This is a genomic window from Caulobacter sp. HJHS_5, assembly GCF_056683955.1.
Map to the genome: position 1 here is coordinate 109,158 of NZ_JBWZNC010000005.1, position 25,762 is coordinate 134,919.

Annotated in this window: 20 protein-coding genes and 2 tRNA genes; 13 read left to right on the top strand and 9 right to left on the bottom strand. The window is 69.0% G+C overall.

The features are described 5' to 3' along the window. The first annotated feature begins 72 nt into the window (after positions 1-72). Genes secY through ACFLIT_RS11030 form a run of 3 tightly spaced genes read left to right on the top strand, consistent with a single transcriptional unit; the run spans position 73 to position 2,851 of the window. Positions 73-1,467, top strand: coding sequence for a preprotein translocase subunit SecY (gene secY, locus ACFLIT_RS11020; protein ID WP_479911280.1), 1,395 nt, complete (start codon positions 73-75; stop codon positions 1,465-1,467). Further along, entirely contained in the window at positions 1,464-2,276 is an 813-nt protein-coding gene (locus ACFLIT_RS11025; RefSeq protein WP_479911281.1) for a universal stress protein, read from the top strand. The genes secY and ACFLIT_RS11025 overlap by 4 nt, the downstream gene beginning before the upstream one ends. 2 nt (positions 2,277-2,278) lie before the next feature. After that, complete coding sequence (locus ACFLIT_RS11030) at positions 2,279-2,851, top strand: 5-formyltetrahydrofolate cyclo-ligase (protein ID WP_479911282.1); 573 nt, start codon at positions 2,279-2,281, stop codon at positions 2,849-2,851. Here ACFLIT_RS11030 and ACFLIT_RS11035 read toward each other — a convergent pair. Beyond that, positions 2,848-3,708, bottom strand: coding sequence for a LysR family transcriptional regulator (locus tag ACFLIT_RS11035; RefSeq protein WP_479911283.1), 861 nt, complete (start codon positions 3,706-3,708; stop codon positions 2,848-2,850). The two genes, ACFLIT_RS11030 and ACFLIT_RS11035, sit on opposite strands and share 4 nt — an antisense overlap. A gap of 153 nt (positions 3,709-3,861) precedes the next feature. Between ACFLIT_RS11035 and ACFLIT_RS11040 the strand changes: the two genes are divergently transcribed. The 5 genes from ACFLIT_RS11040 (at position 3,862) to ACFLIT_RS11060 (ending at position 9,895) form a co-directional block, all read left to right on the top strand. Next, the gene (locus ACFLIT_RS11040) at positions 3,862-5,703 is read left to right on the top strand and encodes an assimilatory sulfite reductase (NADPH) flavoprotein subunit (RefSeq protein WP_479911284.1); all 1,842 of its coding nucleotides are present in this window, start codon (positions 3,862-3,864) and stop codon (positions 5,701-5,703) included. Next, positions 5,703-7,445 (top strand): NADPH-dependent assimilatory sulfite reductase hemoprotein subunit, encoded by a 1,743-nt coding sequence (locus ACFLIT_RS11045; RefSeq protein ID WP_479911285.1) that lies wholly within the window; start codon positions 5,703-5,705, stop codon positions 7,443-7,445. The genes ACFLIT_RS11040 and ACFLIT_RS11045 overlap by 1 nt, the downstream gene beginning before the upstream one ends. 27 nt (positions 7,446-7,472) lie before the next feature. Continuing rightward, positions 7,473-8,105, top strand: a complete 633-nt coding sequence (locus ACFLIT_RS11050; RefSeq protein WP_479911286.1) for a peroxiredoxin — start codon at positions 7,473-7,475, stop codon at positions 8,103-8,105. Beyond that, positions 8,102-9,316 (top strand): cystathionine gamma-synthase, encoded by a 1,215-nt coding sequence (metB, locus tag ACFLIT_RS11055; RefSeq protein WP_479911287.1) that lies wholly within the window; start codon positions 8,102-8,104, stop codon positions 9,314-9,316. Before ACFLIT_RS11050 ends, metB begins: the two co-directional genes overlap by 4 nt. 66 nt (positions 9,317-9,382) lie before the next feature. Beyond that, positions 9,383-9,895 carry a DUF6306 domain-containing protein gene (locus tag ACFLIT_RS11060; RefSeq protein ID WP_479911288.1) on the top strand — a complete coding sequence of 171 codons (513 nt, stop codon included), beginning with the start codon at positions 9,383-9,385 and terminating at the stop codon, positions 9,893-9,895. A 452-nt stretch (positions 9,896-10,347) separates the two neighbouring features. On the opposite strand, the gene ACFLIT_RS11065 is transcribed toward ACFLIT_RS11060, so the two are convergent. Further along, positions 10,348-10,421, bottom strand: a tRNA-Gln gene (locus ACFLIT_RS11065). A gap of 156 nt (positions 10,422-10,577) precedes the next feature. Between ACFLIT_RS11065 and ACFLIT_RS11070 the strand changes: the two genes are divergently transcribed. Both ACFLIT_RS11070 and sppA read left to right on the top strand, forming a co-directional pair. Continuing rightward, positions 10,578-10,654, top strand: a tRNA-Pro gene (locus ACFLIT_RS11070). A gap of 129 nt (positions 10,655-10,783) precedes the next feature. After that, on the top strand, positions 10,784-12,565 hold the full coding sequence (gene sppA / locus ACFLIT_RS11075) for a signal peptide peptidase SppA (RefSeq protein ID WP_479911520.1): 1,782 nt from the start codon (positions 10,784-10,786) through the stop codon (positions 12,563-12,565). A gap of 317 nt (positions 12,566-12,882) precedes the next feature. On the opposite strand, the gene ACFLIT_RS11080 is transcribed toward sppA, so the two are convergent. From ACFLIT_RS11080 to ACFLIT_RS11095, 4 genes are all read right to left on the bottom strand, one after another. After that, a complete protein-coding gene (locus ACFLIT_RS11080) occupies positions 12,883-16,104 on the bottom strand; it encodes a TonB-dependent receptor (RefSeq protein WP_479911289.1) in 3,222 nt (1,073 codons plus the stop codon). A gap of 318 nt (positions 16,105-16,422) precedes the next feature. Beyond that, on the bottom strand, positions 16,423-18,045 hold the full coding sequence (locus tag ACFLIT_RS11085; RefSeq protein WP_479911290.1) for a peptide ABC transporter substrate-binding protein: 1,623 nt from the start codon (positions 18,043-18,045) through the stop codon (positions 16,423-16,425). Further along, positions 18,042-18,947, bottom strand: coding sequence for an ABC transporter permease (locus ACFLIT_RS11090; protein ID WP_479911291.1), 906 nt, complete (start codon positions 18,945-18,947; stop codon positions 18,042-18,044). Before ACFLIT_RS11090 ends, ACFLIT_RS11085 begins: the two co-directional genes overlap by 4 nt. Beyond that, a complete protein-coding gene (locus tag ACFLIT_RS11095; protein ID WP_479911292.1) occupies positions 18,944-19,867 on the bottom strand; it encodes an ABC transporter permease subunit in 924 nt (307 codons plus the stop codon). Before ACFLIT_RS11095 ends, ACFLIT_RS11090 begins: the two co-directional genes overlap by 4 nt. Positions 19,868-19,974: 107 nt before the next feature. Here ACFLIT_RS11095 and ACFLIT_RS11100 point away from each other — a divergent pair, with 107 nt between their 5' ends. After that, entirely contained in the window at positions 19,975-20,385 is a 411-nt protein-coding gene (locus ACFLIT_RS11100) for a TIGR01244 family sulfur transferase (RefSeq protein ID WP_479911293.1), read from the top strand. Here the strand turns inward: ACFLIT_RS11100 and ACFLIT_RS11105 are convergent. Then, positions 20,382-20,528, bottom strand: coding sequence for a hypothetical protein (locus tag ACFLIT_RS11105; RefSeq protein WP_479911294.1), 147 nt, complete (start codon positions 20,526-20,528; stop codon positions 20,382-20,384). The genes ACFLIT_RS11100 and ACFLIT_RS11105 overlap by 4 nt on opposite strands. Positions 20,529-20,585: 57 nt before the next feature. On the opposite strand from ACFLIT_RS11105, the gene ACFLIT_RS11110 reads away from it, so the two are divergent. After that, entirely contained in the window at positions 20,586-21,476 is an 891-nt protein-coding gene (locus ACFLIT_RS11110; RefSeq protein WP_479911295.1) for an MBL fold metallo-hydrolase, read from the top strand. Here ACFLIT_RS11110 and ACFLIT_RS11115 read toward each other — a convergent pair. Continuing rightward, on the bottom strand, positions 21,473-24,169 hold the full coding sequence (locus ACFLIT_RS11115) for a long-chain-fatty-acid--CoA ligase (RefSeq protein WP_479911296.1): 2,697 nt from the start codon (positions 24,167-24,169) through the stop codon (positions 21,473-21,475). The genes ACFLIT_RS11110 and ACFLIT_RS11115 overlap by 4 nt on opposite strands. 106 nt (positions 24,170-24,275) lie before the next feature. Between ACFLIT_RS11115 and udk the strand changes: the two genes are divergently transcribed. Beyond that, the gene (gene udk, locus ACFLIT_RS11120; protein WP_479911297.1) at positions 24,276-24,923 is read left to right on the top strand and encodes a uridine kinase; all 648 of its coding nucleotides are present in this window, start codon (positions 24,276-24,278) and stop codon (positions 24,921-24,923) included. 128 nt (positions 24,924-25,051) lie between these two features. Here udk and pdxH read toward each other — a convergent pair whose 3' ends face one another. Beyond that, positions 25,052-25,717 carry a pyridoxamine 5'-phosphate oxidase gene (gene pdxH, locus ACFLIT_RS11125; protein ID WP_479911298.1) on the bottom strand — a complete coding sequence of 222 codons (666 nt, stop codon included), beginning with the start codon at positions 25,715-25,717 and terminating at the stop codon, positions 25,052-25,054. Positions 25,718-25,762: the final 45 nt, after the last annotated feature.

The window sequence follows — 25,762 nt, forward strand, 5'->3', positions numbered from 1 at the left end:
CGTAATCGGGCCCGCCCGTTGGTTTCGCCGTGAACAGTCGGCGTGGACAACCGACGCGCGGGAGGACGATCCGTGGCGTCAGCATCGGAACAACTGGTCGCGAACCTGGATCTGGCGACCTTCACCAAGGCGAAGGAGCTTCATCAGCGCATCTTCTTCACCCTGGGAGCCCTCGTCATCTATCGACTGGGGACCTACGTGCCGATCCCAGGCATCGACCCCATCGGATTCGCCCAGACCTTCCGCGGACAGGCGAACGGCCTGCTCGGCATGTTCAACATGTTCTCGGGCGGCGCCGTCGAGCGGATGGCGATCTTCGCCCTGAACGTGATGCCCTACATTTCGGCGTCGATCATCGTGCAGCTGATGGGCGCGATCTACCCGCCGTGGGAAAAGCTGCGGAAGGAAGAGGGCGAGGCCGGCCGCAAGACGCTCAACCAGTACACACGCTATCTGACCGTGGTCCTGTCGCTCTTCCAGGCCTTCGGTATCGCGCTCGGCCTGCAGACGTCGCCGGGCCTGGTGACCACCCCCGGCCCCGTCTTCGTCATCTCCACGGTCGTCACCCTGACCGGCGGCTCGATGTTCCTGATGTGGATCGGCGAGCAGATCACCGCTCGGGGGATCGGCAACGGCATCTCCCTGCTCATCCTGGCGGGCATCGTGGCGGTGCTGCCCCGCAACGTCTCCCAGATCTTCACCCAGGTGAGGACCGGCTCGATGTCGGGCATGACGGTGCTGGCGATCACACTCGGGGTGGCGGCCTTCGTCGTCGCCATCGTCTTCGTCGAGCTCTCCCAGCGCCGGCTGCTCGTGCAGTACCCCCGGCGGCAGACCGGCATGCGGACGTTCGGCGGCGAGAGCTCCTTCCTGCCGCTGAAGATCAACGTCTCCGGCGTCATCCCGCCGATCTTCGCGTCGTCCCTGCTGCTGCTGCCGGCCACGGTGCTCGGCATGACCGGGTCGGCCTTCCAGGGCGGCGAGCCGCGCTGGGTTTCCGCCGCGCTCGCGCAGCTGCAACACGGGCGACCGCTGTTCATGGCGCTCTATGGCGGCATGATCGTGTTCTTCACCTTCTTCTACACCTCGGTGGTGTTCAGTCCGCAGGACACCGCCGACAACCTGCGCAAACACGGGGGCTTCCTGCCCGGCGTGCGTCCCGGCCGGCAGACCGCCGAATATATCGATCAGGTCCTGACCCGCCTGACCGTGATCGGCGCGGCCTACATCACCCTGGTTTGCTTGCTGCCGGAGATGCTGATCGGCGCCTACAACCTGCCTTTCTACCTCGGCGGAACCTCGCTCCTGATCGTCGTGGTCGTGGCGATCGACCTGCTTACCCAGATCCAGTCGCACCTCGTGGCCCACCAGTACGAGGCGCTCATCCGCAAATCGCGCCTACGGACTCGCCCCGTCGCATCGCGCCCGGCGGCCGGCGACGCCGCACTCAAAAGGAGGACGTCATGAGTTGGAGCAACATCCTGGCGCCGGCGCTCGGCGGCGAAACCGACGGCCCGACCCTGGCGGTGGCCAAGACCCTGGCCGAGCCGTTCGGCGCGACCGTGACCATGGTTTTCGCGACGGTGTCTCCCACCAGCTTCTTCAGCTGGGCCAACGAGGCCGGCGTCGGTCCGACCGACGTCGCCATAGCCGCCCTGCAACGGGGGGCCGATGAGGGACAAGCCCGCTGCCGCGACCTTCTCGCCGATCTCGACTACCCCAAGAAGACCTTCGAGGCGGTCTATGCCGACGACTGGCTCGGCCTTCGCACCGCCTCCCGGCTCGCCGACGTGGTCGTGTGGGATCGCTCCGCCACCCAGGGGCATGGGTTCTTCGCGCCGGCCTTCCAGCAGATCCTCATGGACGAACGCCGTCCGGCGCTGATCGCCGACCACCTGCCGGTGATCGGCGGGACGGTCGCCATCGCCTGGGACGGAGGCCGCGAAGCCTCCCGCGCCGTGCGCCGCGCCATCCCCCTGCTGCGGAAAGCCGATCAGGTCGTGCTCCTGACCGCGCCCCACGCCATGACGCGCCCCTGTGACGGCGCCCGCGCTCTGGGCTACCTCGCCGACCAGGGCGTCATGGCGATCCCGGAAACGCTGCATGGCCACAGCGAGGTGGGCCCAATGATTCTCGACGCCGTGCGCGGCGTCGGAGCCCGCCTGCTGGTCGCCGGGGCCTTCGGCCACCCGCGCCTCCAGCGCTTCATCTTCGGCGGCACGACCCGGGCGCTCCTCGAAGGCCGATCGCCCGCCGCCCTGTTCCTCTCGCATTGAAGGTGCGCGCCGCGGGCGAGGCCTGGCGACGAGAACGGCGCGAAGCCCTGCTCGGCCAGCGCGCGGCGCTCGGCGAGACCGTCTTTCGAAAGCTCAGCAAGGCGGCGATCCGTCAGGTCGAAAACGCCCTCGCGGGCCACTGGAGCCGCCGGTTCGGGCTTTACTGGCCTCGCCGCGACGAAATCGGCCTGTTCCCCCTCGTCCGCCGCATCATCGAGGCGGGCGGCGTGGCGGCCCTGCGGGCCCCGCCCGCGGAGAACGGGGTGATGCAGTTCAGGGCCTGGACGCCGGGCGATCCGCTGATCTCGGGCGACGACAACGTCTCCTTTCCCCGCGACGGTCCCCTGGTGACGCCGGACATCGTGTTCGCGCCCGTCGTCGGCTTCGACGGAGAGAACTTTCGGCTGGGCCATGGCGGCGGCTCCTACGGCCGGCTCCTGGCCTGCATCCCGAGGCCGTTTTGCGTCGGGGTCGGGTTCGAGTTCATGCGCCTGAGCTCCGTCCGGCCTTCGGCGCGGGAGATTCCGCTCGACCTTGTCGTCACCGAAGCCGGCGCCTTCCGGCGAGCGGACTAGGACGCCCGGCCGGCGCCGTACTGGTTGGCGCAGAGCCTCAAGCCCTCGCGCACGGGCTCGAGGTCGTCGGCCGTGCTGCGCGCCGAATAGACCGCATAGATTGAATAGGAGAACTCCGGCGCACGCTCGACGCGGCGAAGTTGCCGGCTCTCGAAGTAGGGCTCGACCACCGAGGAGCGGAAATAGCCCGCGCCGCCCACGGCCAGCAGATAGCTCAGCGCCAGCGGCCCCAGCGAGACCGTGACCCCTGTGTTGACGAAATCCGGGAAGGCGGTGGCGTGGCTGGTGGTGAACGGCTCGCCCCAGTCGACAAAGATGTAGTCTTCAGGCCGCACCCGGCCGTCGTCGGCCGTCGTCACCAGGATGAGCTTTTCCTCGACCAGCAGTTCGAGCACCAGTTCCGGCCGCTGCGGCGGGCTGTAGAGCACCGCGACGTCCAGCGAGCCGTCCTGGACCCGCTCGAGCAGGTGCTCGGCGCTGTCGACCTCGGTGCGCACCGCCACGTCGGGCTGGTGTTCCCGCATCCACAGCATCCAGTCGACGAGCAGCGGATTCCACAGGCTGAACTCGCCGCCAAGCCCCACCAGGTTGGCCCGGCCCGGCGGCAGGGCGATCTGCCGGCGCGCGCGCTCCCAGACCTGAACCAGAGTGGTGGCGTAGTGCTGGAACCGCTCGCCGGCCGGGGTCAGCCTGGCGCCGGCGCGATTGCGCACGAACAGGCGCCGGCCGACCTGGTCTTCCAGCAGGCGGACCCGTGCGCTGATGGCGGTCTGCGTCAGGTGAAGGCGATCCGCCGCCCCCACGAAGCTCCCCGTCGCGACCACTTCCAGAAAGGTCTTGGCCAGGTTGATGTCCATGACGGAAAGAACAACATCATTGCAGATAAACCGCAATACCATTCGTTTGTTTGTTGTTTTCCGCGGGCGCAAGTTCGAGGCCGTCGAGACGCATCCCCCCGCGCCTCGACGGAGACGGTCCCACAAAGGCGAAAACGTGCGCGCAAGATGACTGTGGCTGAGTTTCCCGGTCCCGGGCTCACCGAAGAGCAGCGGCGCGCCGTGCGCAGCCTGGCCGTGGGCCTGTCTCCTTCCCAGCTCCTATGGGTCAGCGGCTATTTCGCGGGCTTTGATGATGGAGTGCGTGGACGGAAGGAGACAGGCGGGTCCGCGCAGGTTCCGGACGCTTCACACATCCCATCCGGCGCGGCGCGGACCCTGACCGTCCTGTTCGCCACCGAAACGGGCAACAGCCGGGGCCTCGCCGAGATTCTGGCCCGCAAGGCCGAGGCGATGGGCCGTCCCGTTCGCCTCTTCGACATGGGGAGCTACAAGGTCCGGCGGTTGAAGGACGAACAGGACCTGCTGCTCATCACCAGCACCCAGGGAGAGGGCGACCCTCCCCAGGCGGCGGCCGACGTTTTCGAATTCCTGGAGGGACGCAAGGCGCCGCGCCTGGAACAGCTGCGGTTCGCCGTCCTGGCCCTGGGAGATTCCACCTATGAACATTTCTGCGGCGCCGGCCGCCGCCTGGACCGCCGCCTGGAGGAGCTGGGCGCCGCCCGCCTCGAGGCGCGGGTCGATTGCGACGTCGATTACGAGGACGCCGCCGCGGCCTGGATGGACCGCGTGCTGTCCCAATGCGCCGCGGGCTGGGGAGAGCCCGCCCATAAGGCGCCGGCCGCCGCCGCGTCGGACAGGGCCCCCTTCTCCCGGCCCGATCCCGTGGCGGCGGCGCAGTTCGACAAGAAGCGCCCCTTCCCCGCGCCGGTGATCGACAATCTGGTCCTCACGGGCCGGGGTTCCAGCAAGGAGACCCGCCACCTCGAACTATCGCTCCAGGGCTCCGGCCTGACCTATGAACCCGGCGACGCGCTCGGCTTGCAGACCCGGAACGATCCGGCGGTCGTCGCGACCCTGCTCGACGCCCTGGGGCTGTCGCCCTCGCTCCTCGTCACCGTCAAGGCCGGCGACCTGCCGCTCGGCGAAGCCCTGGAGAGCGCCTATGAGATCACCGCCGCGACGCCGCGCTTCCTCGAACAATGGGCCCAGGCGACAGCCGCGGCCAAGCTGAAGGTTCTGCTGGGCGAGGACCGACGGGAGGCGCGCGCCGCCTTCCTGCGCGGCCACCAGATCATCGACATCGTGAGGGCGTTCCCCGCTCCCGGCGTGGCCCCGGCGGCCCTGCTGGCCGGCCTTCGCCCGCTGCAGCCCCGGCTCTACTCCATCGCCTCCAGCCCGCTCGTGGCGGAGGACGAAGCCCACCTGACGGTCTCGACCGTGCGCTTCACCCTGCATGGCGAACCCCGCGCCGGCGTCGCTTCCGGCCAGATCGCCGACCGGCTGGACGCGGAAGCGACCTTGCCCGTCTACATCCAGCCGAACCCGCACTTCCGGCTGCCGGAGCCGGAACGGCCGATCCTTATGATCGGGGCCGGGACCGGCGTCGCCCCCTTCCGCGCCTTCATGCAGCACCGCGAGGCGCAGGGCGCGTCCGGCCGCTCGTGGCTGGTGTTCGGCGAGCGCAACTTCCGCACCGACTTCCTCTACCAGACCGAATGGCAGGGGCTGCTGCGCGACAAGACGCTGACACGCATGGACGTGGCCTTCTCGCGCGACGGCGACCGGAAGCTCTATGTGCAGCATCGCCTTCTGGAGCGCGCCGCGGAGGTGTTCGCCTGGATCGAGGACGGCGCGTGCCTCTACGTCTGCGGCGACGCCACGCACCTGGCCCCCGACATCCACGAGACCCTCGCCGCCATCCTGGTCGAACAGGGTCGGCTCGGCCGCGACGAGGCCGAGGAACGGCTCAAGACCCTCGTCCGCGAGCATCGCTATCAGCGGGACGTCTACTGATGACCTCGCCCCTCGTTCCGCATGCGCCGACCGACCGCAGCCGCGACCTTTCCCAGCCCCTGGGCGCTCTCGGCCCGGACGAGACCCTGAAGGCGACCAGCGACCAGTTGCGGGGGACCATCGCGCTCAGCCTGCTCGACCGGCTGACCGGCGCGGTGACGGATTCCGACACCAAGCTCATGAAATTCCAGGGCGTCTATCAGCAGGACGACCGCGACCTGCGGGACGAACGCCGCCGCCAGAAGCTCGAACCGGCCTATCAGTTCATGGCGCGGGTGCGCCTGCCGGGCGGGGTGTGCACGTCCGAACAGTGGCTGACCCTCGACGCCCTGGCCCGCGAGCACGGGCGCAAGACCCTGCGCCTAACGACCCGCCAGACCTTCCAGTTCCACTGGGTGCTGAAGGACAGCCTGCGCCCGTTGATCCAGGGGCTGCACACGGCGCTGCTCGACACCATCTCGGCCTGCGGCGACGACGCGCGCGGCGTGATGTGCTCGGTCAACCCGCATCTTTCGGCCCTGCACGCCGAGGTCCATGACCTGGCCCGGCGCGCCAGCGACCGCGCCATCCCGCGGATGCGCGCCTATCACGAGATCTGGTACGGCGAGACGCGGGTGGCCGCGTCCGAGCCGGAGGAGCCCTTCTACGGCGCGACCTACATGCCGCGGAAGTTCAAGATCGGCTTCGTCGTCCCGCCGACCAACGACATCGACGTCTATACTCAGGACCTCGGCTTCATCGCCATCGCCGGCCCCGACGGGCTGGAAGGCTTCAATGTGGCGATCGGCGGCGGGATGGGCCGTACCGACCAGGCGCCGGCGACCTATCCGCGCCTGGCCGACGTGATCGGCTTCATGCCCAAGGACAGGGTGTTCGCCACCGCCGACGCGGTGATGACCGTCCAGCGCGAATACGGCGACCGCCGCGACCGCGCGCGGGCCCGCTTCAAATACACCGTCGACGACAAGGGGCTCGACTGGATCGTGCGGGAGATCGAGGCCCTGCAGGGCTTCGCCTTCGAGCCGGCCCGACCGTTCGAGCTCACCACCAATGGCGACCCGTTCGGCTGGCGGGAAGGCGAGGACGGTCGCCACCACTACACCCTGTTCGTGGAGGCCGGCCGCATCGAGAACAGACCGAACCGCCCGATGCTCGACGGGCTGCGCGAGATCGCCAGGGCTCACCCGGGCGGCTTCCGGCTGACGCCCAGCCAGAACCTGGTCATCGCCAATGTGGCCGCGCGCGACCGCCAGCTGATCGAGGGCCTGCTCGACGGCTTCGGCCTCGCCGAGCTCAACCAGGCCAGCGGCCTGCGCCTGAACGCCATCGCCTGCGTGGCCCTGCCGACCTGCGGCCTGGCCATGGCCGAGTCCGAGCGCTATCTGCCCCCCCTGCAGAGCCGGATCGAGGCGATCCTCGAACGACACGGCCTGATCGACGAGCCGATCACCCTGCGCATCAGCGGCTGCCCCAACGGCTGCTCGCGCCCCTATGTCGCCGAGATCGCCCTGACGGGCCGCGCGCCGGGGAAGTACAACCTCTATCTGGGCGGCGGCTTCCACGGCCAGCGCCTCAACAAGATGGTCCTGGAAAACGTGGGCGAAGCCGCGATCCTGGCCCTGCTCGACACCATCATCGGCCACTACGCCCGCGACCGCCTGGACGGCGAGCGCTTCGGCGACTTCGCCATTCGCGCCGGCTACGCGCCGGAGGTGAAGGCGGGCCGCGACTTCAACGCCTGAGAGCTGGAACGCAGAAGGAGAATAAGGATGTCGCTGCAACTGGGCCAGATCGCCCCCGACTTCGAACAGGACAGCACCGAAGGCCCGATCCGCTTCCACGCGTGGCTGGGCTCATCCTGGGGCATCCTGTTCAGCCACCCGAAGGACTTCACCCCGGTCTGCACCACCGAGCTGGGCGAAGTCGCGCGCCTGAAGCCCGAGTGGGACAAGCGCGGGGTGAAGCCGATCGCCCTGTCGGTCGACCCCGTCGCCTCGCACAAGGCCTGGAGCGCGGACATCGCCGAGACCCAGGGACAGACCGTCAACTACCCGATCCTCGCCGACGCCGACGGCCGGGTCGCCAGCCTCTACGGCATGATCCATCCCTACAGCGATCCGACCCTGACGGTGCGCGCGGTCTATGTGGTGGACTCCAACAAGAAAATCCGCCTGATCCTGACCTATCCGCCGAGCGCGGGCCGGAACTTCCACGAAATCCTGCGCATTATCGACAGCCTGCAACTGACCGATAACGAGAAGGTGGCCACCCCGGTCAACTGGCGGCCGGGCGAACGGGTGATCATCGTGCCGAGCCTCTCGGACAAGGACGCCGAGGCCCGCTTCCCGCAAGGCTGGGAAACCCAGAAGCCCTATCTGCGCCTGGTGCAGCTGCGGTCATGACTTCCCGCCCGCCGAAGCCGTCGCCCAAGGCGCCCGAGACCATCGCCGCCTCGAACGGCATCGGGACCGACGCGGCTTTCGGCGCGGTCGCTCCGCCGCTTTACCTGTCGAGCACCTTCGCGTTCGAGGGCGTCGAACGCGAAGGCCCATACGCCTACAGCCGCAGCGCCAACCCCAGCCGCGACATGCTGGCCGACACCCTGGCCAAGCTGGAAGGCGGCGCCGGCGCGGTCGTCACCTCCAGCGGCATGGCCGCCATCGATCTGGTGCTCTCCCGCCTGGGGCCGGACGACCTCGTGGTCGCGCCCCACGACTGCTACTGGGGGACCTATCGGCTGCTGGCGGCGCGGGCGGCGCGCCGGCAGTTCAGCGTCGCCTTCGTCGACCAGACCGACGAAGCCGCCGTGGCGCTGGCCCTGGAGGACGCGCCGGCCCTGCTGTGGATCGAGACGCCCAGCAACCCGTTGATGCGGGTGGTCGACATCGAGGCCCTGGCCGGACTGGCCAAGGCGGCGGGCGCTCAGGTGGCCGTCGACAACACCTTCCTCTCCCCGGCCCTGCAGCAGCCGCTTGCGCTGGGGGCCGACTTCGTCGTGCACTCGACCACCAAGTACATCAACGGCCACTCCGACGTGGTCGGCGGCGCGGTGATCGCGGCCGACCGGACGGAGAGCGAGGCGATGGCGGCCTGGGCGAACACGACCGGCGTCGCCGGAGCGCCCTTCGACGCCTATCTGACGCTGCGCGGCCTGCGGACCCTGTTTCCTCGCATCGAGCGCCAGCAGCGGACGGCGCAGGCCCTGGCGACGCTGCTGCTCGGCCATCCGGCGGTGAAGGCCGTGCACTATCCGGGCCTGCCCAGCCACCCGCAGCACCGCCTGGCGGCGCGCCAGCAGCGCGGCTTCGGCGCCATGCTGAGCTTCGAGCTCGCCGGCGGCATGGCGGCGGTGCGCGCCTTCGTCGGCGGGCTGGGCGTCTTCACCCTCGCCGAGTCCCTGGGCGGGGTCGAAAGCCTCGTCGCCCACCCCGAGAGCATGACCCACGTGGGCATGAGCCCCGAGGCCCGCGCCGTCGCCGGCGTCACCAACGGCCTCCTGCGCCTCTCCGTCGGCCTGGAGGCGGAGGCCGACCTGCTGGCGGACCTCGACGCGGCCCCGGGCCACGCCCTCGCCCACGGCGCCCGAGGCGGCGCCGAACCGCCGATCCACTAGCGGAGGTCGCGCGATGATCGCCCCGCCCGCCCCGCTCGAAGAGGACGCCGCCCCGGCGACGACGCCATGACCGAGGCCGAACGACCAAACCCGCCGAGCTCTCCGGTCTGCTACGCCGACGAGGCCCCCGACGACTACATGGGCTACCTCGACGGGAAGGCCCTCATCGAAGCCCTGACCGAGCTGCTCGAAGCCGAACGGGCCGGCGTTCGCGTCGGGGCGAACCTGGTGGCCCTGGCCGACGGCCAGGAGATCCAGACCGCGGCGCGCACCGTCCTCGCCGACGAGACGCACTGGTGTCGGATGCTGGTCGGGGCCCTGCGGCGCCTGGACGCGAAGCCCTCCGCCAGAGTCGGCGACTTCTACGGCAAGGTCATGGCGACGCCGGGCCTCGCGGCCCGCCTCGCCCTGCTCAACCGCGGCCAGGGCTGGGTCGTCCGCAAGCTGGAGGCCCTGCTGCCGAAGGTCCGCGACGACCGGCTCCACGCCGAACTGAAGGCCATGCTGGAGGCCCATGTCGCAAACATCGACCGCATCGAAGGCGTACTCGCACGCCACGCGCCGGACGAGCGCCGGTAAACCGGCCGAGCCGATCGCCAGCGGCATCCCCCCGGCGGCCCCGATGTGTTGCGGCCCAGTGGCCAAGTCGCTGATGACCGATCAATGCGAACCACGGGGTGGCGTTTATCAAGCTGAAACGATCGCGATGGCGTGGCCGTCGCCGGGCGGCCGCCGGCCTCCAAAACGGAGGGGCTGCGCGCGAGCATCCCTGGTAGGCGCGAACTGAAGCCCGGCGCAGGAACGGGAGTCGAGACGTCCCGGTCGGGCGTATTCTATTCAGCTACATTTGCCGGCGCCGCTATCGGCATACGCGAGCGACCGCCGTCCGCCTGCGCCCTAAAGGCGCACAGGAGCGTTTCTTAACCGCGCTGAACCAAGCGCTCACCAAGGCGGCTCGCGACGCGACCGTTCGCATCGCCCGATGCGATGGGAAGCCCTCGAACCATAGCCGCGGGAAATCGGGAGGGAAGTGGCTGGGGAACTAGGACTCGAACCTAGAATGACGGTACCAAAAACCGCAGTGTTACCATTACACCATTCCCCAGCAGGAACGGCGCAGCAGCCTTTTGGGCCGCGCGAGGCGGCGGAGATAGCGCAGCGCCGGGCGGGATGCAACACCCCCTTCACATGCATGTCAAAGATGTCGTTTTGACCCGCTTGCGGTGCAGAAACGTCTACCCTATAAGGCGCCCTCCCTCGTCGGAGTGTAGCTCAGTCTGGTAGAGCACTACGTTCGGGACGTAGGGGTCGCAGGTTCAAATCCTGCTACTCCGACCAGGGATTTTCCTCGCATTTTCCAGACTTTCCACGCTTGCGAGATGGCGGGGCGCGGCGGCGCCCTATATGCGTGGCGTTGACCGCAGCGGCGTGGAGGTCACGCTGGCCGGTCTTGCTGCGCAGGACCCGATGAAGCAGTTCTTCCTCACCGTCGCCGGCGTGTTCGTCGGGCTGGCGATCTTCCTCATCGGCGTCCCCTTCCTGCTGGTGACCATGGCGGCCGGGGCGGCCAAGCCGGCGGCCGTGCCGGCGCGCACGGTGCTGGAGCTGGACCTGCGCACCAGCCTTTCCGACCAGGGCGATTCCAATCCGCTGGCGGCGTTCGGCGCGGGCGGCGAGTCGCTGATGACCGTGGTCGACACCCTGAAGGCCGCGCAGAGCGACAACCGGGTGAAGGGGATCATCGTGCGGCTGCCCGAGGGCGGCTTCACCCCGGCGGCGGCCGACGAGTTGCGCCTGGCCTTCCAGCGCTTCCGCGCCTCCGGCAAGCCGATGATCGCCCACAGCCAGGGCCTGATGGCCTCCGGCGCGGTGACCTCGACCTATATGCTGGGCGCGGCCAGCGGCGACCTGTGGATGCAGCCGCTCTCCTCGTTCCAGGTGACGGGCATGTCCAACGAGGACGTGTTCTTCAAGCGCGCCATGGACAAGTACGGCGTGAAGGCCGAGTACGAGCAGCGCGCCGAATACAAGACGGCGGTGAATCCCTATCTGCAGAGCGACTACACGGCCGCGCACCGCGAGTCCGAGCTCTCCTGGATGACCTCGATCTACCAGACCGCCGTGAGCGCCGCGGCGGCCGACCGCAAGACCGACGCGGCCGCCCTCGCCCGCACCCTGGAGGCCGGCCCCTACAGCGCCGAGCGCGCCAAGGAACTGGGCCTGGTCGACCACCTGGGCCTGCCGCAGGAGGCGCGCGACGCCTTGCTCACCAAGGCCGGCTCGGGCGCCAAGCTGGTGGAGTTCGAGGACTATGAGGCGCGCACGCGGCGCGACCGCGCCCAGGCGGGCCGGGGTCGTCCGACCATAGCCCTGGTGGGCGCCGAGGGGGCCATCGTGACCGGCGAAGGCGGCGGCGGCTCACCGTTCACGGCCGACGCGACCATCTATTCCGACGACGTCGCCGAGGCGCTGAAGGAGGCGACCGACGACAAGGACGTGAAGGCGATCGTGCTGCGGGTCTCTTCGCCCGGCGGGTCGGACACGGCCTCCGAACAGATTCTGGCGGGCGTCAGGGCGGCCAAGGCGGCCGGCAAGCCGGTGGTGGTTTCGATGGGGACCTATGCGGCCTCCGGCGGCTATTGGATCTCGTCGCAGGCCTCGTCGATCGTGGCCGAGCCGACGACCCTGACCGGCTCCATCGGCGTGTTCGGCGGCAAGGTGGTGTTCGGCGACGCGCTGTCGCGCCTGGGCGTGGACATGCGCCATCTGGCTGTGGGCGGCGACTACTCCAGCGCCTTCTCCAGCGGCCAGGACTTCGATCCGGCTCAGCGGGCCGCCTTCTCGGCCTGGATGGACGAGATCTACGCCGGCTTCGTCACGCGCGTGGCCGAGGGCCGCAAGCTGCCGCCCGAGCGCGTGCGCGAGATCGCCCGGGGCCGGGTGTGGACCGGAGCGCAGGCCAAGGAACTGGGCCTGGTGGACGAGCTGGGCGGCATCGAGGAGGCGGTGGCCAAGGCCAAGAGCCTGGCCAAGATCGACGGCGAGGTGCGGGTGAAGAAGGTCGGCGGCCCCGGCTCGCCGCTGGAGGCGCTGGAACGGCTGATGGGGGTCAGCGAGTCGTCGGCCAAGACCCTGGCGGCGGCCGCCTGGGTGCTGGGCGACCCGCGCGCCACGCGCATCCTCGACGCCGTGGCCGAAGCCCGCCTGCGCGAGCAGGGCGCGCGGGTCCTGGCCCCGCGGCCGTTCTGACGGCCTGAACGGCGCTCGCTTCGGCGTTCCCTTCTCCCCTCGCGGGAGAAGGTGTCGGCAAAGCCGACGGGTGAGGGGCGCACCGCCCTATCCGGCCGATCTTACGCTGCGCTGTTTGAGCGACCCCTCATCCGACCCGCTACGCGGGCCACCTTCTCCCACAGGGGGAGAAGGCGACAAACTGGCCGCCGTTGCACGTCGATCCCGTCAGGCCGCCGGGCGGCTCGGCGCCGCCGCCGTCGCCCGCGTCGCGATAGGCGCAAAAAAAGAGGCCGCCTCGAAAGGCGGCCTCTCAAAACCCTCCGAAGAGGCTTTTCTTAGAAGGCGTACTTCAGACCGACGCGCACGGTGCGCGGGGCTTGGTACGTGCGGGCCATACCGTAGAACGGAGCCTTCACGCCCTTGATCGCGCCCGCCGAGGTGCGGACTTCGCCCTGCTCCACAACCCGCGTGACGGCGTCGCCGTCGAACAGGTTGAAGATGTCGAGGGTGCCCACCAGCGAGCCGGCCGCGCCCTTGTCCATGAACCGGTAAGCCAGGTTCAGGTCGACGGTGTAGGTCGCGTCGGTGGTGCCCGACTCGCCGCGCGGAGTGGCGACCCGGTCATAAGCGGCGGCCGGCTGACCCACGGCGGCGAGTTGCTGGCTGAGGGCGGCCGGAACAACCGCGCCGGCAACCTGAGCGCCATTCGGGCAGAACCACCCGCTCGGCGTGCCGGAGTCGGGCGCCAGGGGATCGACGGTCCTCGGCACGGTGCCGATACAACCGTAGGGACGGCCCGACTGAGCGGTGAAGTTGGCGCCGATCGAGAGCTTGTCCGTCGGGGCGTAGGTGCCGAACACCTTGAGGGTGTGACGACGGTCGCCCGGCAGATCGCCGTAGGCGTTCAGGGTGTTCGCCCGGTGGTCGAAGTCCTGGGTGATCGAGGTGTCGGTCTGGCCGACGTCCGACTTCACCGCGCCTTCGTAGTTACCCTCGGAGTGACCCAGGGTATACGAGCCTTGCAGGCCCCAACGACCGTCGAACGGACGCTGGAAGGTGAACTCCAGGGCCTGATACTTCCGCTCGACTTCAGGCAGGGCCATGTCGGCGGAGGTCAGGTTGATCCACTGCGGCGCATAGGCCGGGTTCGGATTGCCGGCGGCGTCGGTCCGGGTCTCGCCCATGATGTCGAGGAAGACCTTGGCGCCATCGCCCGGATTGATCAGAACGTAGGGATAGACGTTCGGATCGACCGCGGCGCAGGCGGCGTTGCCGGTGCGGACGCAATACCGGTTCACGGCGTCGCCGATCGCGGTGTCTTCGATCGTGCTCTGCAGCTCGCGGTGGATGTAGCGGACGCCCGCGGTCCAGTCGGCGAACATGCCGTCACGGAAGCGGTGCTCGTAGCCCAGGATGAACTCACGCTCGTACATCGGCTTCAGGTCCTGCTCGATGACCGAGCGCGGATCCGGGCCGCCCGGAGGCGAGAAGTAGTCGGTCGCGCCGATCTGGGCGCCGACGGTGGGGAAGCCAGCCGCGTTCGTGATCAGGGCGCCGCAGGACGTAGTGGTCAGGCAGGGGGCCGAGCGATCCGTCTGGAAGTACTGGTCGGTGTAGATTTCACCCGACGAGGCGCGGATCGAGGTGTTCAGCGCGATCGGCAGATAGTAGTCGCCGACCGAACCGTAGATACGGTCCACGCCGTCGCCGGTGGGATCCCAGTTGAAGCCCAGACGCGGAGCGAACTGGTCGTCGATCTTGATGTAGGATTGACCGCCGCTGTTCTTGTAGTCGTACACGTCCTGACGGATGCCGAGCTGGATATTCAGGTTGTCCGTGATGTCCCACGAATCCTGAACGTACCAGGCGCTTTGTTCCGCTTCGAAGTCGCCGATGTTGGCGAAGGTCAGCAGTTCCACGCAGCCGTTGACGCCGGCGCCGGTCGGGCAGGACGCCTGATCGTAGGCGTAGTAGAGCGCGCCGCCGGAATAGGCGCTGTAGGCGGTGGAGGTCAGGTCTTCACGGTCGTAGCCGACGCGGATGTGGTGATCGCCCGCCAGCTTGACGTAGAAGTCGCCGTCCACGCGGTAGGTCTTGCGGGTGTCAGTGCCCGACAGGTTGAACGGACCACCCTGGCGGCCGTTGGTGGCGTTGGCGCCGCCGAGGGCGCCGTAGTCCAGGATACCCGGCTGGGTGATGTTCGGGCCGTAATCCTTGTAGTTGCTCTCGGATTCGCCATAGAGGGCCGACAGGGTGAACCAGTCGGTGAACACGCCGGTGTACTTGTAGATCTGGTTCAGACCGCCCGACTTCTGGAAGTAGTTGTTCAGCGGCCCAGTGATCTTTTGCTGCGACTTGCTGTAGTTCCACGGATTGTAGTCCGTGGTCGAGCTGTCGGAGAACAGCGTGGCTTCGATCTTGTGGTTTTCGTTCAGGACGAAGTCGAACTTCCCGAAGATGCGCGGGTCGTTGTATTTCGTCTGGAGATAGGTGCCGTTGTCCGTCGTCGTGTTGGCGAAGGAGATCGGACCCCAGTTGTTGTTGTAGCGGTTGTTGTACAGCAGGAAGAAGAAGACGTGGTCCTGCACGATCGGGCCGCTGGCCCAGATCGTCTGCTCGTTGGCTTCCGCCTTGGAGAAGGCGTTCTCGACGATCTGACCGACCGAGTTGTTGCCGCCCGGCGCATAGGCGCGGCCACGGTTGGCGCGCATGCTGTTCGGCTGCCAGAAGGCGGTGACGCCGCCGTGGAACTCGTTGGAGCCCGAACGGGTGACGATGTTGATCACGCCGCCGGTGCCGCGACCGAATTCGGCCTGATAGCCGCCGGTCTTGGTTTCCACGGTCTGGATCGCGTCGAACGGCAGATCGGCGTAACCCAGGAAGGTCCGCTGGTCGGTCACGTTCATGCCGTTGATGTAGTAGACGCTTTCCGCGGCCGAGGTGCCCGACAGGGTCACGCCCGACTGGTTACGACGCACGCCGTTGGTGACGATCGAAGCGTCGGCCGAACCGGCGCCCGGGGTCAGCAGGACGGCCGAGTTGATCGAGCGGCCGATCGGAACCCGGTTCGCCAGGTCCTGCACGTCCACGGCCAGGCCGACGTCGGTGCGGTTGAAGTCCTGCACGCGGCGGGTGGCGGTGACGACGACTTCAGCCACCGCGCCCGAGCTCAGGGTGAAGTTATAGGTGGCGCCGCCGGGCGAGACGGTGACGCGCTGGTTTTCCAGGGTTTGGCCGTTGCCGGTGACGGTGGCCGAGTAGCCGCCGACCGAAAGGGCGGGAATGCGGAACGAACCGGTCGCGTCGGTGGTGGCCGAGCGGGTCACGCCCTGGTCCGAGGTGACGCTGACGGTCGCGCCGGCGACGCCGGCGCCGGTTTCGTTCTGCACCTGACCCGACAGAATGCCGGTGGTGTAGTCTTGGGCGCTCGCAACGCTCGGGGCGAGGGAGGTGATCGCCACGGTCGCCGGGACGGCCAGCATGGCCAGGCCGGCGAACATCGTGCTGGTGAGCAGCCGCTTACGCTTCAGACCGGAATTGGTCGGGTAGTCAGTCATCATATCCCCTTCAAATGGGTGGGTCGGAAGACCAAGGGCGAAACGCCGGCAAGCCGCGGCAACCGCCGCCGCTGTATTTGCGTTTGAAGAATTCGCGCCTGGGCCCTCGCGCCGCTTGCAATGTCCCGGGACCTTGGACCCGGTTGCACACACGTTAGGCGCCCGCCGATTTGGGGGTCAAACCAAAGTTACATGGATGTAACGCGATCATCTTGGTCGTGTCGCATCTTCGCCACACTTGGCCATGGTTTGCGCATTTTTCGCCGGATTCAGGGCAGAATGGCGGATGAAAATTCCAACAGCCAAGTTGACGTTAGGTCAGTCCTTCTTACGGCAGAGGTCGCGTGACGGGTGCCGATCGGACAGGTTGTCCACCCAACCCGAGAGGTCGGGGCGGACCAGATTCTTGCTGACATAGAAGAAGATGGGGGCGACCGGCGCGTCGCCGAGCATCAGCTCTTCCGCCTGGGCGAGGTAGGCCGCGCGGGCCTTGGCGTCGGGCTCGGCGTCGGCCCTGGCGAGCAGTCCGTCGTAGGCGGGACTGCGGTAATCGCTGTAATTCTGGGCGCCGGTATCGGACCGCATCAGGAAGAGGAAGGTGATCGGATCGTTGTAGTCGGCGATCCAGGCGGCGTCGGCCACCTGGTAGTTGCGCGACCGATAGTCGGCATAGGCGACCTGGGTCTCGACCTGGGCCAGGCGGGCGTCGACGCCGATGGATTTCCAGTCGGCCTGGATGGCCGGATAGAACAGGGCCGGGTCTGGGCTGTTGCGCAGCTTGATCTCGATCTTGAGAGGACGGCCTGGGCCATAGCCCGCTTCGGCCAGCAGGCGGCGCGCCTCGGCCTGGCGGCGCTCGAAGCTCCAGCTCGACCATTCCGGCGGGGTCACCGCCGTGTAGTTGGCCATGCCCGGCGGCGTGAAGGTGTAGGCCGGAAGCTGGCCGCCGCGCAGCAGCTTGCCGGTGATGAACTCGCGATCGATCGACATGCTGAGCGCGCGCCGCACGCGCGGGTCGTTCAGGCCGGGAATGTTGGAGTTGAACGAGGCGTAGGCGACGCCGAGCCAGGTCTTCACCCGCACATAGCCGGGCGCCTTGTTCTGAAGGTAGGCGATGCGGTTGGAGAGGATGTCGGTGCTGACATCGAGTTCGCCGCGAAGGACGCGGCGCTCGGCGCTGATCGCATCGTTGGTCGGGTAGTAATAGACCGCCGCCGGGCAGACGGCGGCCGCCTCGTAGAACCGGGGGTTCCTCACCGACTTCATATAGTCGCCGAGCCGCCACTCGGCCGGGATGAAGGGGCCGTTGCTGACATAGTGGGCCGGCTGGACCCAGGCGTCGCCCCACTTTTCCACCGCGTGCTGGGGCACGGGCAGCATCGAGAGGTGCTTGGTCAGCTCCAGCAGATAGGGCGCGGGGTGTTCGAGCGTGATCTGCAGCGTGTGGGGATCGAGCGCCTTCACCCCCAGGGCCTCGACCGGCAGCTTGCCGGCGTTCACCGGCTGGGCGTTCTTCAGCACATAGATCAGGGCCGCCGTCTCGTTGGCGGTCTTGGGATCGAGGCTGCGGCGATAGGCGAAGACGAAGTCGCCGGCGGTGACGGGTACGCCGTCGGACCAGACCGCGTCGCGCAGGTGGAAGGTCCAGACCAGGCCGTCGGGCGAGGTTTCCCAGGAGGTGGCGATGCCCGGCTGAGTGTTCCCCTGGTCATCGTCGACCGTGAGGCCCACGAAGGCGTCGCGCATGACGCGGGCCTCCCAGATGCCGGTGACGTGGTGCGGATCGAGCGAGCTGAGCTCGGCGGCGTTGCCGATCAGCACGCAGTCCTGGCCGGGGGGACAGGCCGGGCGCACCGCCGCCTTCCTGCCGCAGCCGGAAAGACCGGTCAGGACCGCCAGGGCGAGGGCCGCCGTCGCGACAATACGGCCCCCTCCCTTCATCGATCCTTGGGGTCCAGGGCGTCGCGCAGACCGTCGCCGATGAAGTTGAAGGCCATCAGGGTGACGATCATCACCGCCGACGGGAAGATCAGCAGCCAGGGCGCCAGCTCCATGTCCTGCGCGCCGTTGGCGATCAGGGTTCCGAGCGAGGCCATCGGCGCCTGCACGCCGAGGCCGAGGAAGCTGAGGAAGCTCTCGGCCAGGATCACCGTCGGGATGGTGAGGGTGACGTAGACCACCACCGGCCCCAGCAGGTTGGGCACGATGTGGCGCAGGACGATGGCCAGGCGCGACAGGCCGGCGGCCTGGGCCGCCTCGATGAACTCCTTCTGCTTCAGCGACAGGGTCTGGGCGCGGACGATGCGGGCCATGGTCAGCCATTCGACCGCCCCGATGGCCACGAAGATCAGCACGATGTTCGAGCCGAAAGTCACCATCAGCAGGATGACGAAGAAGATGAACGGCAGGGCGTAGAGCACGTCGACGATGCGCATCATCGTCTCGTCCAGCCGGCCGCCGAAATAGCCGGCCACCGCGCCCCAGGCGACGCCGATGACCAGCGAAACGGCGGTGGCGACGACTCCGATGGCCAGCGAAACGCGCAGGCCCATGAACAGGCGGGTGAGCAGGTCGCGGCCGAGGCTGTCGGCGCCGATCAGATGGCCGCCCCGCAGGGGCGCGAGCCAGACGTCGTCCTTGCGGATGGCGTCATAGGCGACGCCGGTCAGCGACGGGCCGACCAGGGCGAGGACGACGAGCAGGCCCAGCACGATCATGCCGGCGACGGCGGCGCGGTTGCGCAGCAGGCGACGACGGGCGTCATCCCACAGGCTGCGGCCCTTGGCGGCCTGCATCATCTGCGAACGCTCGGGCGAGCCGGGGATCATCACCGAGGACGTCATGCCAGCGTCATCCGCGGATCGAGGGCGGCGAGCAGCAGATCGGCCAGCAGGTTCAGCACCAGGATCAGGGCGGCGAAGAAGATCACCATGCCCATGACGACGGTGTAGTCGCGCTGCAGGGCGCTGATGACGAAGAACTTCCCGAGCCCCGGCAGGTTGAAGATCTTCTCGACGACCAGCGAGCCGGTGAGCAGGCCGGCGACGGCGGGGCCGAGATAGGCCACCAGCGGCGCCATGGCCGCGCGGAGCACGTGACGCGTGACGATGCGGAATTCCGACAGCCCCTTGGCGCGGGCGGTGCGGACATAGTTGGAGCGCAGCACCTCGATCATCCCGGCGCGCACCAGCCGCGAGATGATGGCGATCTGCGGCAGGGCCAGGACCGCGACCGGCAGGACCAGGTTCTCCGCCGCGCCGCCGTTCCAGCCGGCGTTGGGGAGCAGCTCCAGCCTGGAGGCGAACAGCAGCACCAGCAGCGGCGCGGTGACGAAGGTGGGGATGCAGACCCCGAGCACCGCCAGGGCGCTGGCCAGGTAGTCGACGGCGCCGTTCTGTCGGAGGGCGGCGAAGACGCCGAGGGTTCCGCCCACCACCAGGGCGACGACGATGGCCGAGAGGCCGAGGGTGAGGCTGACGCCGAAATTTTCGGCCAGCACCTCGACGACGGTCTTGTCCTTGTACTTGAGGGAAGGGCCGAGATCGCCGTGGGCCACGCCCTTCAGATAGTCGACGTACTGCTCGCCGAGCGGCCGATCCATGCCGTACTTGGCCATCACCGCGCGCTCGATCTCGGGCGAGAGCTTGCGCTCGCTGTCGAACGGGCTGCCCGGGGCGGCGCGCATCATGAAGAAGGCCGCGGTGATCACGAGGAACAGCGTCGGCAAGGCGGTGAGCAGACGGCGGAGCAGAAAACTCGCCATGCGGTGCGGGACTCTCCGCGGCGCAAGATGCAGCCGGTCGTTGCGAAAGCATCATCGGCCGCCGATGATGTCAACGAAGCGGCGCCGCCCGGCGCAAGGAGTTGCAGATGACCGAATTTCGCACCGTCACCGAAGAGATCGCGGTGAGCCCTCAGATCGAACTGGCGGACGTGAAGCGGGCGGCCGACCAGGGCTTCAAGCTGATCATCAGCAACCGGCCGGACGGCGAGGAGCCGGGCCAGCCGACGGCGGCCGAGGTGGCGGCGGCGGCCGAGGCGGCGGGCCTGTCCTTCGTCCATATCCCGGTGCGGGGCGGCCCGACGCCGGACCAGGTGGAAGCCACGCGCGAGGCGGTCGCCGGGGCGGAGGGACCGGTACTGCTGTTCTGCCGTTCGGGCACGCGCTCGATCGTCACCTGGTCGATCGGCGAGGCGATGTCCGGCGCGCGGCCGCGCGGGGAGCTGGTCGAACTGGGCCGGTCGGCCGGCTACGATCTTTCCGGCGTTCTCGGCGCCTAATCCGCGACGCTTACACGAGCGGCCATGGCGGTCGGTTCGGGCTCGCAGCTGGCCAGGACGAATTGCGCCGCAACGAGACAGACGATGGCGAAGGCGACCCGCTGGAGCCGTTTTGAGACAAAGAGCGCCGCGTCGATCGCCATGGAACCGTCTCCGACAGGATTAACGCGGCGTTCACCGCAAATCGGAGGCCAGGACGCGTGATCCCGTTCGTGCGCGACATGGACTTCGAGTACGGCCGCTGCGACGCGGTTTCGCCGCTGATCCGCCGGGTGATCGCGCGCAATCCCGGTCCGTTCACCTATCTCGGCACGGGGACCTACATCGTCGGCCACGGCGACGTGGCGGTGATCGACCCCGGCCCGGACCTGCCGGAGCATCTCGACGCCCTGCTGGCGGCGCTGGCCGGCAAGCGGGTGACGCAGATTCTGGTGACGCACGACCACGCCGACCATTCCCCCCTCGCCCGCGCCCTATCCGAGGCGACCGGCGCGCCGGTGGCGGGGCTCGACCGCCCGTCGGCGCCGCACATCGAAGGTCCGACGGTGGAGGCCGGAGACGATCTGGCCTTCCGCCCCGACCGGCGGATCACCGGCGGCGAGGCGTTCAGCGGACCCGGCTGGAGCCTGGAGACGATCGCCACCCCCGGCCACACCGGCAACCACCTGTGTTTCGCCCTGGCCGAGGAGAACGCCCTCTTCAGCGGCGACCATGTGATGGGCTGGTCGACCAGCGTGGTCGTGCCGCCCGACGGCGACATGGCCGACTACCTGGCCAGCCTGCGCCTGGTGAAGAGCCGGAACTTCGCGACCCTGTGGCCGACCCATGGTCCGCCGGTGACTGAGCCCGGCCCGTTTCTCGCCGCCTATATCGACCACCGCCTGGCGCGCGAGGCGCAGGTCCTGGCCCTGCTGGCCGAGGGCCACAACCGCATTCCCGAGATGGTGGCGGTGGCCTACGCCGCGGTCGACAAGCGCCTGCACCCGGCGGCGGCGCAATCGATGCTGGCCCACCTCATCAAGCTGGTCGCAGAAGGCCGCGTGGCCAGCGACGGCGCGCCCTCGCTGGCGAGCGCCTACCGCCTGCCCTAGCGGGAAAGCTGCTGCACGAGGCGGGTGACGCGGCGGCAGTTGCGGCCGAGGTCGGAGCCGCGCGCGCGAGCGATCGAGCGGATGTCGATGCGGCTGCCGGCGGCGGCGGGCTGGATACGGATCGCGATATCGTCCTTCACGCCATAGCCGAAGCTGGTGGCGCTGCCTTCGAGGCGGCCTGCGGCGGGGTCTTCGACGGTGAGGGCGACGCCGCGAGCGCGGAGGGCGTCGCGGGCGGCTTCGAAGGCCTCGGCGGGCGGGCGCGAGACGGCGACGGGCACGGCGCCGCGGCACGTCTCGGCGTTGACCTCGGCGACGCGGCGACCGGCGTAGCGGCCGGATCCGACCGGCAGGCTCGGGTCGGGCTCGACCGGGGCGGCGTCGCCTCGCTCGGCCAGGATGGCCTCGCCGAAGCCCAGGGGCTGGCGCCAATCGGTGGCGACGTCGTGGGCCGGGGCGGCCGCGGCCGCGCCGCGCAGCGTCCAGATGGCGATCAGGGTGACCAGGGTGATCCCCGCGACCAGCGTGGCCTGCTGAAGCAGGCGGCGGTCGACAAACAGGGCCAGCGCCCCGCCGATCAGCGTGGCGAAAACGGCCACGGCGGCCGCGACCGGCGCCCATTGCGTGGTCAGCATGCCATAGCCGAACGCGGCGTCGAACAGGCCGGCCCGGCTTCCCACGGCGCCGGCCACCGCCAGGATGGCCGGCTGCAGGCTGACGACGAGGATGACGGCCATGGCGGCGCCAGGCCATTGCGGCGCGCGGGGGGCTGGTTCGCTTTCGGGTTGAGGCGCCGCCTCGACCGGCGCCTCAACCGCCTGGGCGGGCTGCTCCGGTGGCAGATCCTGCGCCTCGAACTCGGCTTCCGGCGCGATCCCGGCGACGGTTTCGGTTTCCGCCGCCGGTTCAGCCTGGGGGAACGGCGCGGGCTCCGGCGCGTCGTCCGCCGCCTCGACGGGCGGCGGGTCCACGAAGGCCTCGGGCGGAGCCCCAGGCGCGTAAAGGGTGGCGGGCCGCGCGGCCGCCTCGGCGAGCGGGGCCGGCGGCGCCGCGGGAAACACGTAGTCGGCGAAACGCTCGCGCAGGGGTTTCTTGTCGATCTTGCCGGTGGCGCCGAGGGGGATGTCATCGACGAAGACCACGTCGTCGGGCATCCACCACTTGGCGATCTTGCCCTCGAGGAAGGCCAGGTACTCCTCGCGCGTCGCCGTCTCGCCGTCCTTCAGCTTGACCAGCAGCAAGGGGCGCTCGTCCCACTTCGGATGCGGGCGGCCGATCACCGCCGCCAGGGCCGTTTTCGGATGGCCGAGCACGATGTTCTCGATCTCGATGGAGCTGATCCACTCGCCGCCGGACTTGATGACGTCCTTCGAGCGGTCGGTGATCTGCATGTAGCCCTCTGCGTCGAGGGTGGCGATGTCGCCGGTGTCGAAGAAGCCGTCCGCGTCGAGGATCGACACCTCGCCCCGGAAGTAGGCGGCGGAAACGAAGGGGCCGCGCACCTTCAGGTGGCCGAAGGTCTGGCCGTCGTGCGGGGCTTCACTGCCGTCCTCGTTCTCGACACGCAGCTCGATGCCGAGCGGCGGCCGGCCCTGCTTCAATTGGTAGCGCAGCTGCTCCTCGGGCGACTTGGCGAGGATGGCCGAGGTCGGATGCGAGACGGTGCCCAGGGGCGAGGTCTCGGTCATGCCCCAGGCGTGGACCACCTCGACGCCGTAGTCGTCGCGGAAGGCGGCGATGGTGCGCTCGGAGACGGCGGCGCCGCCGATCAGCACGCGCTTGAGCGAGGTGAACTTGGCGCCCGACTGGCCGAGGTACTGCAGGAGCCCCTGCCACACTGTGGGCACGGCGGCGGTGAAGGTGACCTGCTCGGCCTCGATCAGCTCATAGAGGCTGGCGCCGTCGAGCTTGGCGCCGGGCATGACCAGCTTGGCCCCGCTGGCCGGACCGCCGAAGGCGAGGCCCCAGCCGTTGGCGTGGAACATCGGCACCACCGCCAGCACGGTGTCGGTCGCCGAACAGCCCATGACGTCCGTCTGCAGGGTGGCGAAAGTGTGCAGGAAGTTGGAGCGATGCGAGTAGAGCACGCCCTTCGGCTCGCCCGTGGTGCCGGAGGTGTAGCAGAGACCGGCGGCGGTGTTTTCGTCGAAGCCGCCCCAGGAGCACTCGGCCGCCTCGCCGGCGATCAGGCTTTCGAAATCGACCACGCCCTGGAAGGCGGGCGAGACCTCGCCCTTGGGGGCGAAGGCCGGCATATGCTCGCCGTCGGTCAGCACGATCACCCGCTCCAGCGTCGGGCAGAACGGCAGAATGCCCTCGATCAGCGGCAGGAAGGTGAGGTCGACGAACAGCAGGCGGTCGCCGGCGTGGTTGACGATCCAGGCCAGCTGTTGCGGGTGCAGGCGGGGATTGAGGGTGTGGCAGATCGCCCCGATCCCCATGATCCCGTACCAGGCCTCCATGTGATTGCCGGTACACCAGGCGAGGGTCGCGACCCGGTCGCCGAGGGTGACGCCGAGGCGCAGCAGGGCGTTCGACGTCTTTTTGGCGCGGACGTGGATGCGGGCGTAGGTCGTCCGGACGATGGGACCTTCCACCGAGCGCGTGACGATTTCGCGGTCGCCGTGCCAGGCGCGCGCATGGTCGATGATCTTGTCGACCGTCAGGGGCCAGTCCTGCATCAAGCCCTGCATGGGGCTGAACCTCCCTTGTTCTTTGATCCGACGCTATCACGAGGGCCGAGGCTCGCAACGCGGCGCGCGTGTGGCGCGATTGTAGGAACGAGGCTAAGGCGAGCGCATGGCGCTGCTTCTCGCGATTGTCGGTGGTTCGGGTTCGGGCAAGAGCACCCTGGCCGAGGCCCTGCGCGACCGCCTGCCCGACGGCGCGGTGACGCTGGTCAGCGAGGACGCCTACTACGGCGACTGGGGCGCGCACCCTGACTTCGACCCGGCGGCGTTCGACTTCGACGACGTCGCCGCCCGCGACCACGACCTGCTCGCCGACCATCTGGCGCAGTTGAAGGCCGGGCGGACGGTGGAAGGCCCGGCCTACGACTTCGTGAGCCACCGTCGCCGGCCCGGCGGCGAGACCCTGACGCCCGCGCCGCTGGTGGTGGTCGAGGGCGCGCACCTGTTGTGCAGCCAGCGGCTGATCGAGCTTTTCGACCTGAAGGTGTTCATCCACACTCCGCCCGACGTGCGCTTCATCCGCCGCCTGCTGCGCGACCAGGCCGAGCGGGGGCGGACGGTGGCCTCGGTGGTCGGCCAGTATCTGGCGACGGTGCGGCCGGCGCACCTGCGGCTGATCGAGCCGTCGAAGACCGGCGCCGACCTCGTCATCGACGACGACACGGCGCGCCTGACGCCCGACGACCCGCAGGAGATCGACCGGCTGATCGCACCGGTGCTGGAGCATCCGGCGGTGAAGGCGGCGTTGGCGCGCTAGCCCCTACGGAGGGCGTCATCCTGAGCGCGCGCAGCGCGGTCGAAGGACGCAATGCATCGCCGTCGTGCGTGCTTCGACACGGCCGCTGCGCGGCCTGCTCAGCATGACGAAGACTTTGGGCTGCGAAGTCAGGGATACAGACGCTTGGTTCCCCAGCCCTGCCCCGTCCGCTCGAACACCAGCCGCTCGTGCAGGCGGAAGGGGCGGTCGCGCCAGAATTCGAAGGTCTGAGGCACAAGGCGGAATCCCGACCAATGCGGCGGGCGCGGCACCTTGCGGACGCCGAACCGGGCGCCGAACTCGGCGATGCGCTTTTCCAGCGCCAGGCGGCCGGGCAGTTCGCGCGACTGCTGCGAGGCCCAGGCGCCGATCTGGCTCGGTCGGGCGCGGGTGGCGAAGTAGGCGTCGGCCTCGGCGTCGGTGACCGGTTCGACCGCCCCCCTCACCCGCACCTGCCGGTGCAGGGATTTCCAGTGGAACAGCAGGGCGGCCTGGGGATTGGCCGCCAGTTCGCGGCCCTTGGCGCTTTCGAGGTTGGTGAAGAAGGTGAAGCCCCGTGCATCCACGTCCTTCAGCAGCACCATGCGCACGTCCGGCAGGCCGGAGGCGTCGACGGTGGCCAGGGCCATGGCGTTGGGATCGTTGGGCTCGGCGGCGTCGGCGTCGCGCAGCCAGTCGGCGAACAGGGCGAACGGATCCTCCCCGGCCAGCAGCGCCGGCGGCTCGGCGGCGGTCACTTGGCGGACGTAGTCGTCCTCGCTCGGCGAAGGCGGGATAAGGGGTTCGTCGCTCATGACGCCCTGAATAGACCGCTCCCCCAGGAATTGCGACGCCGTGGA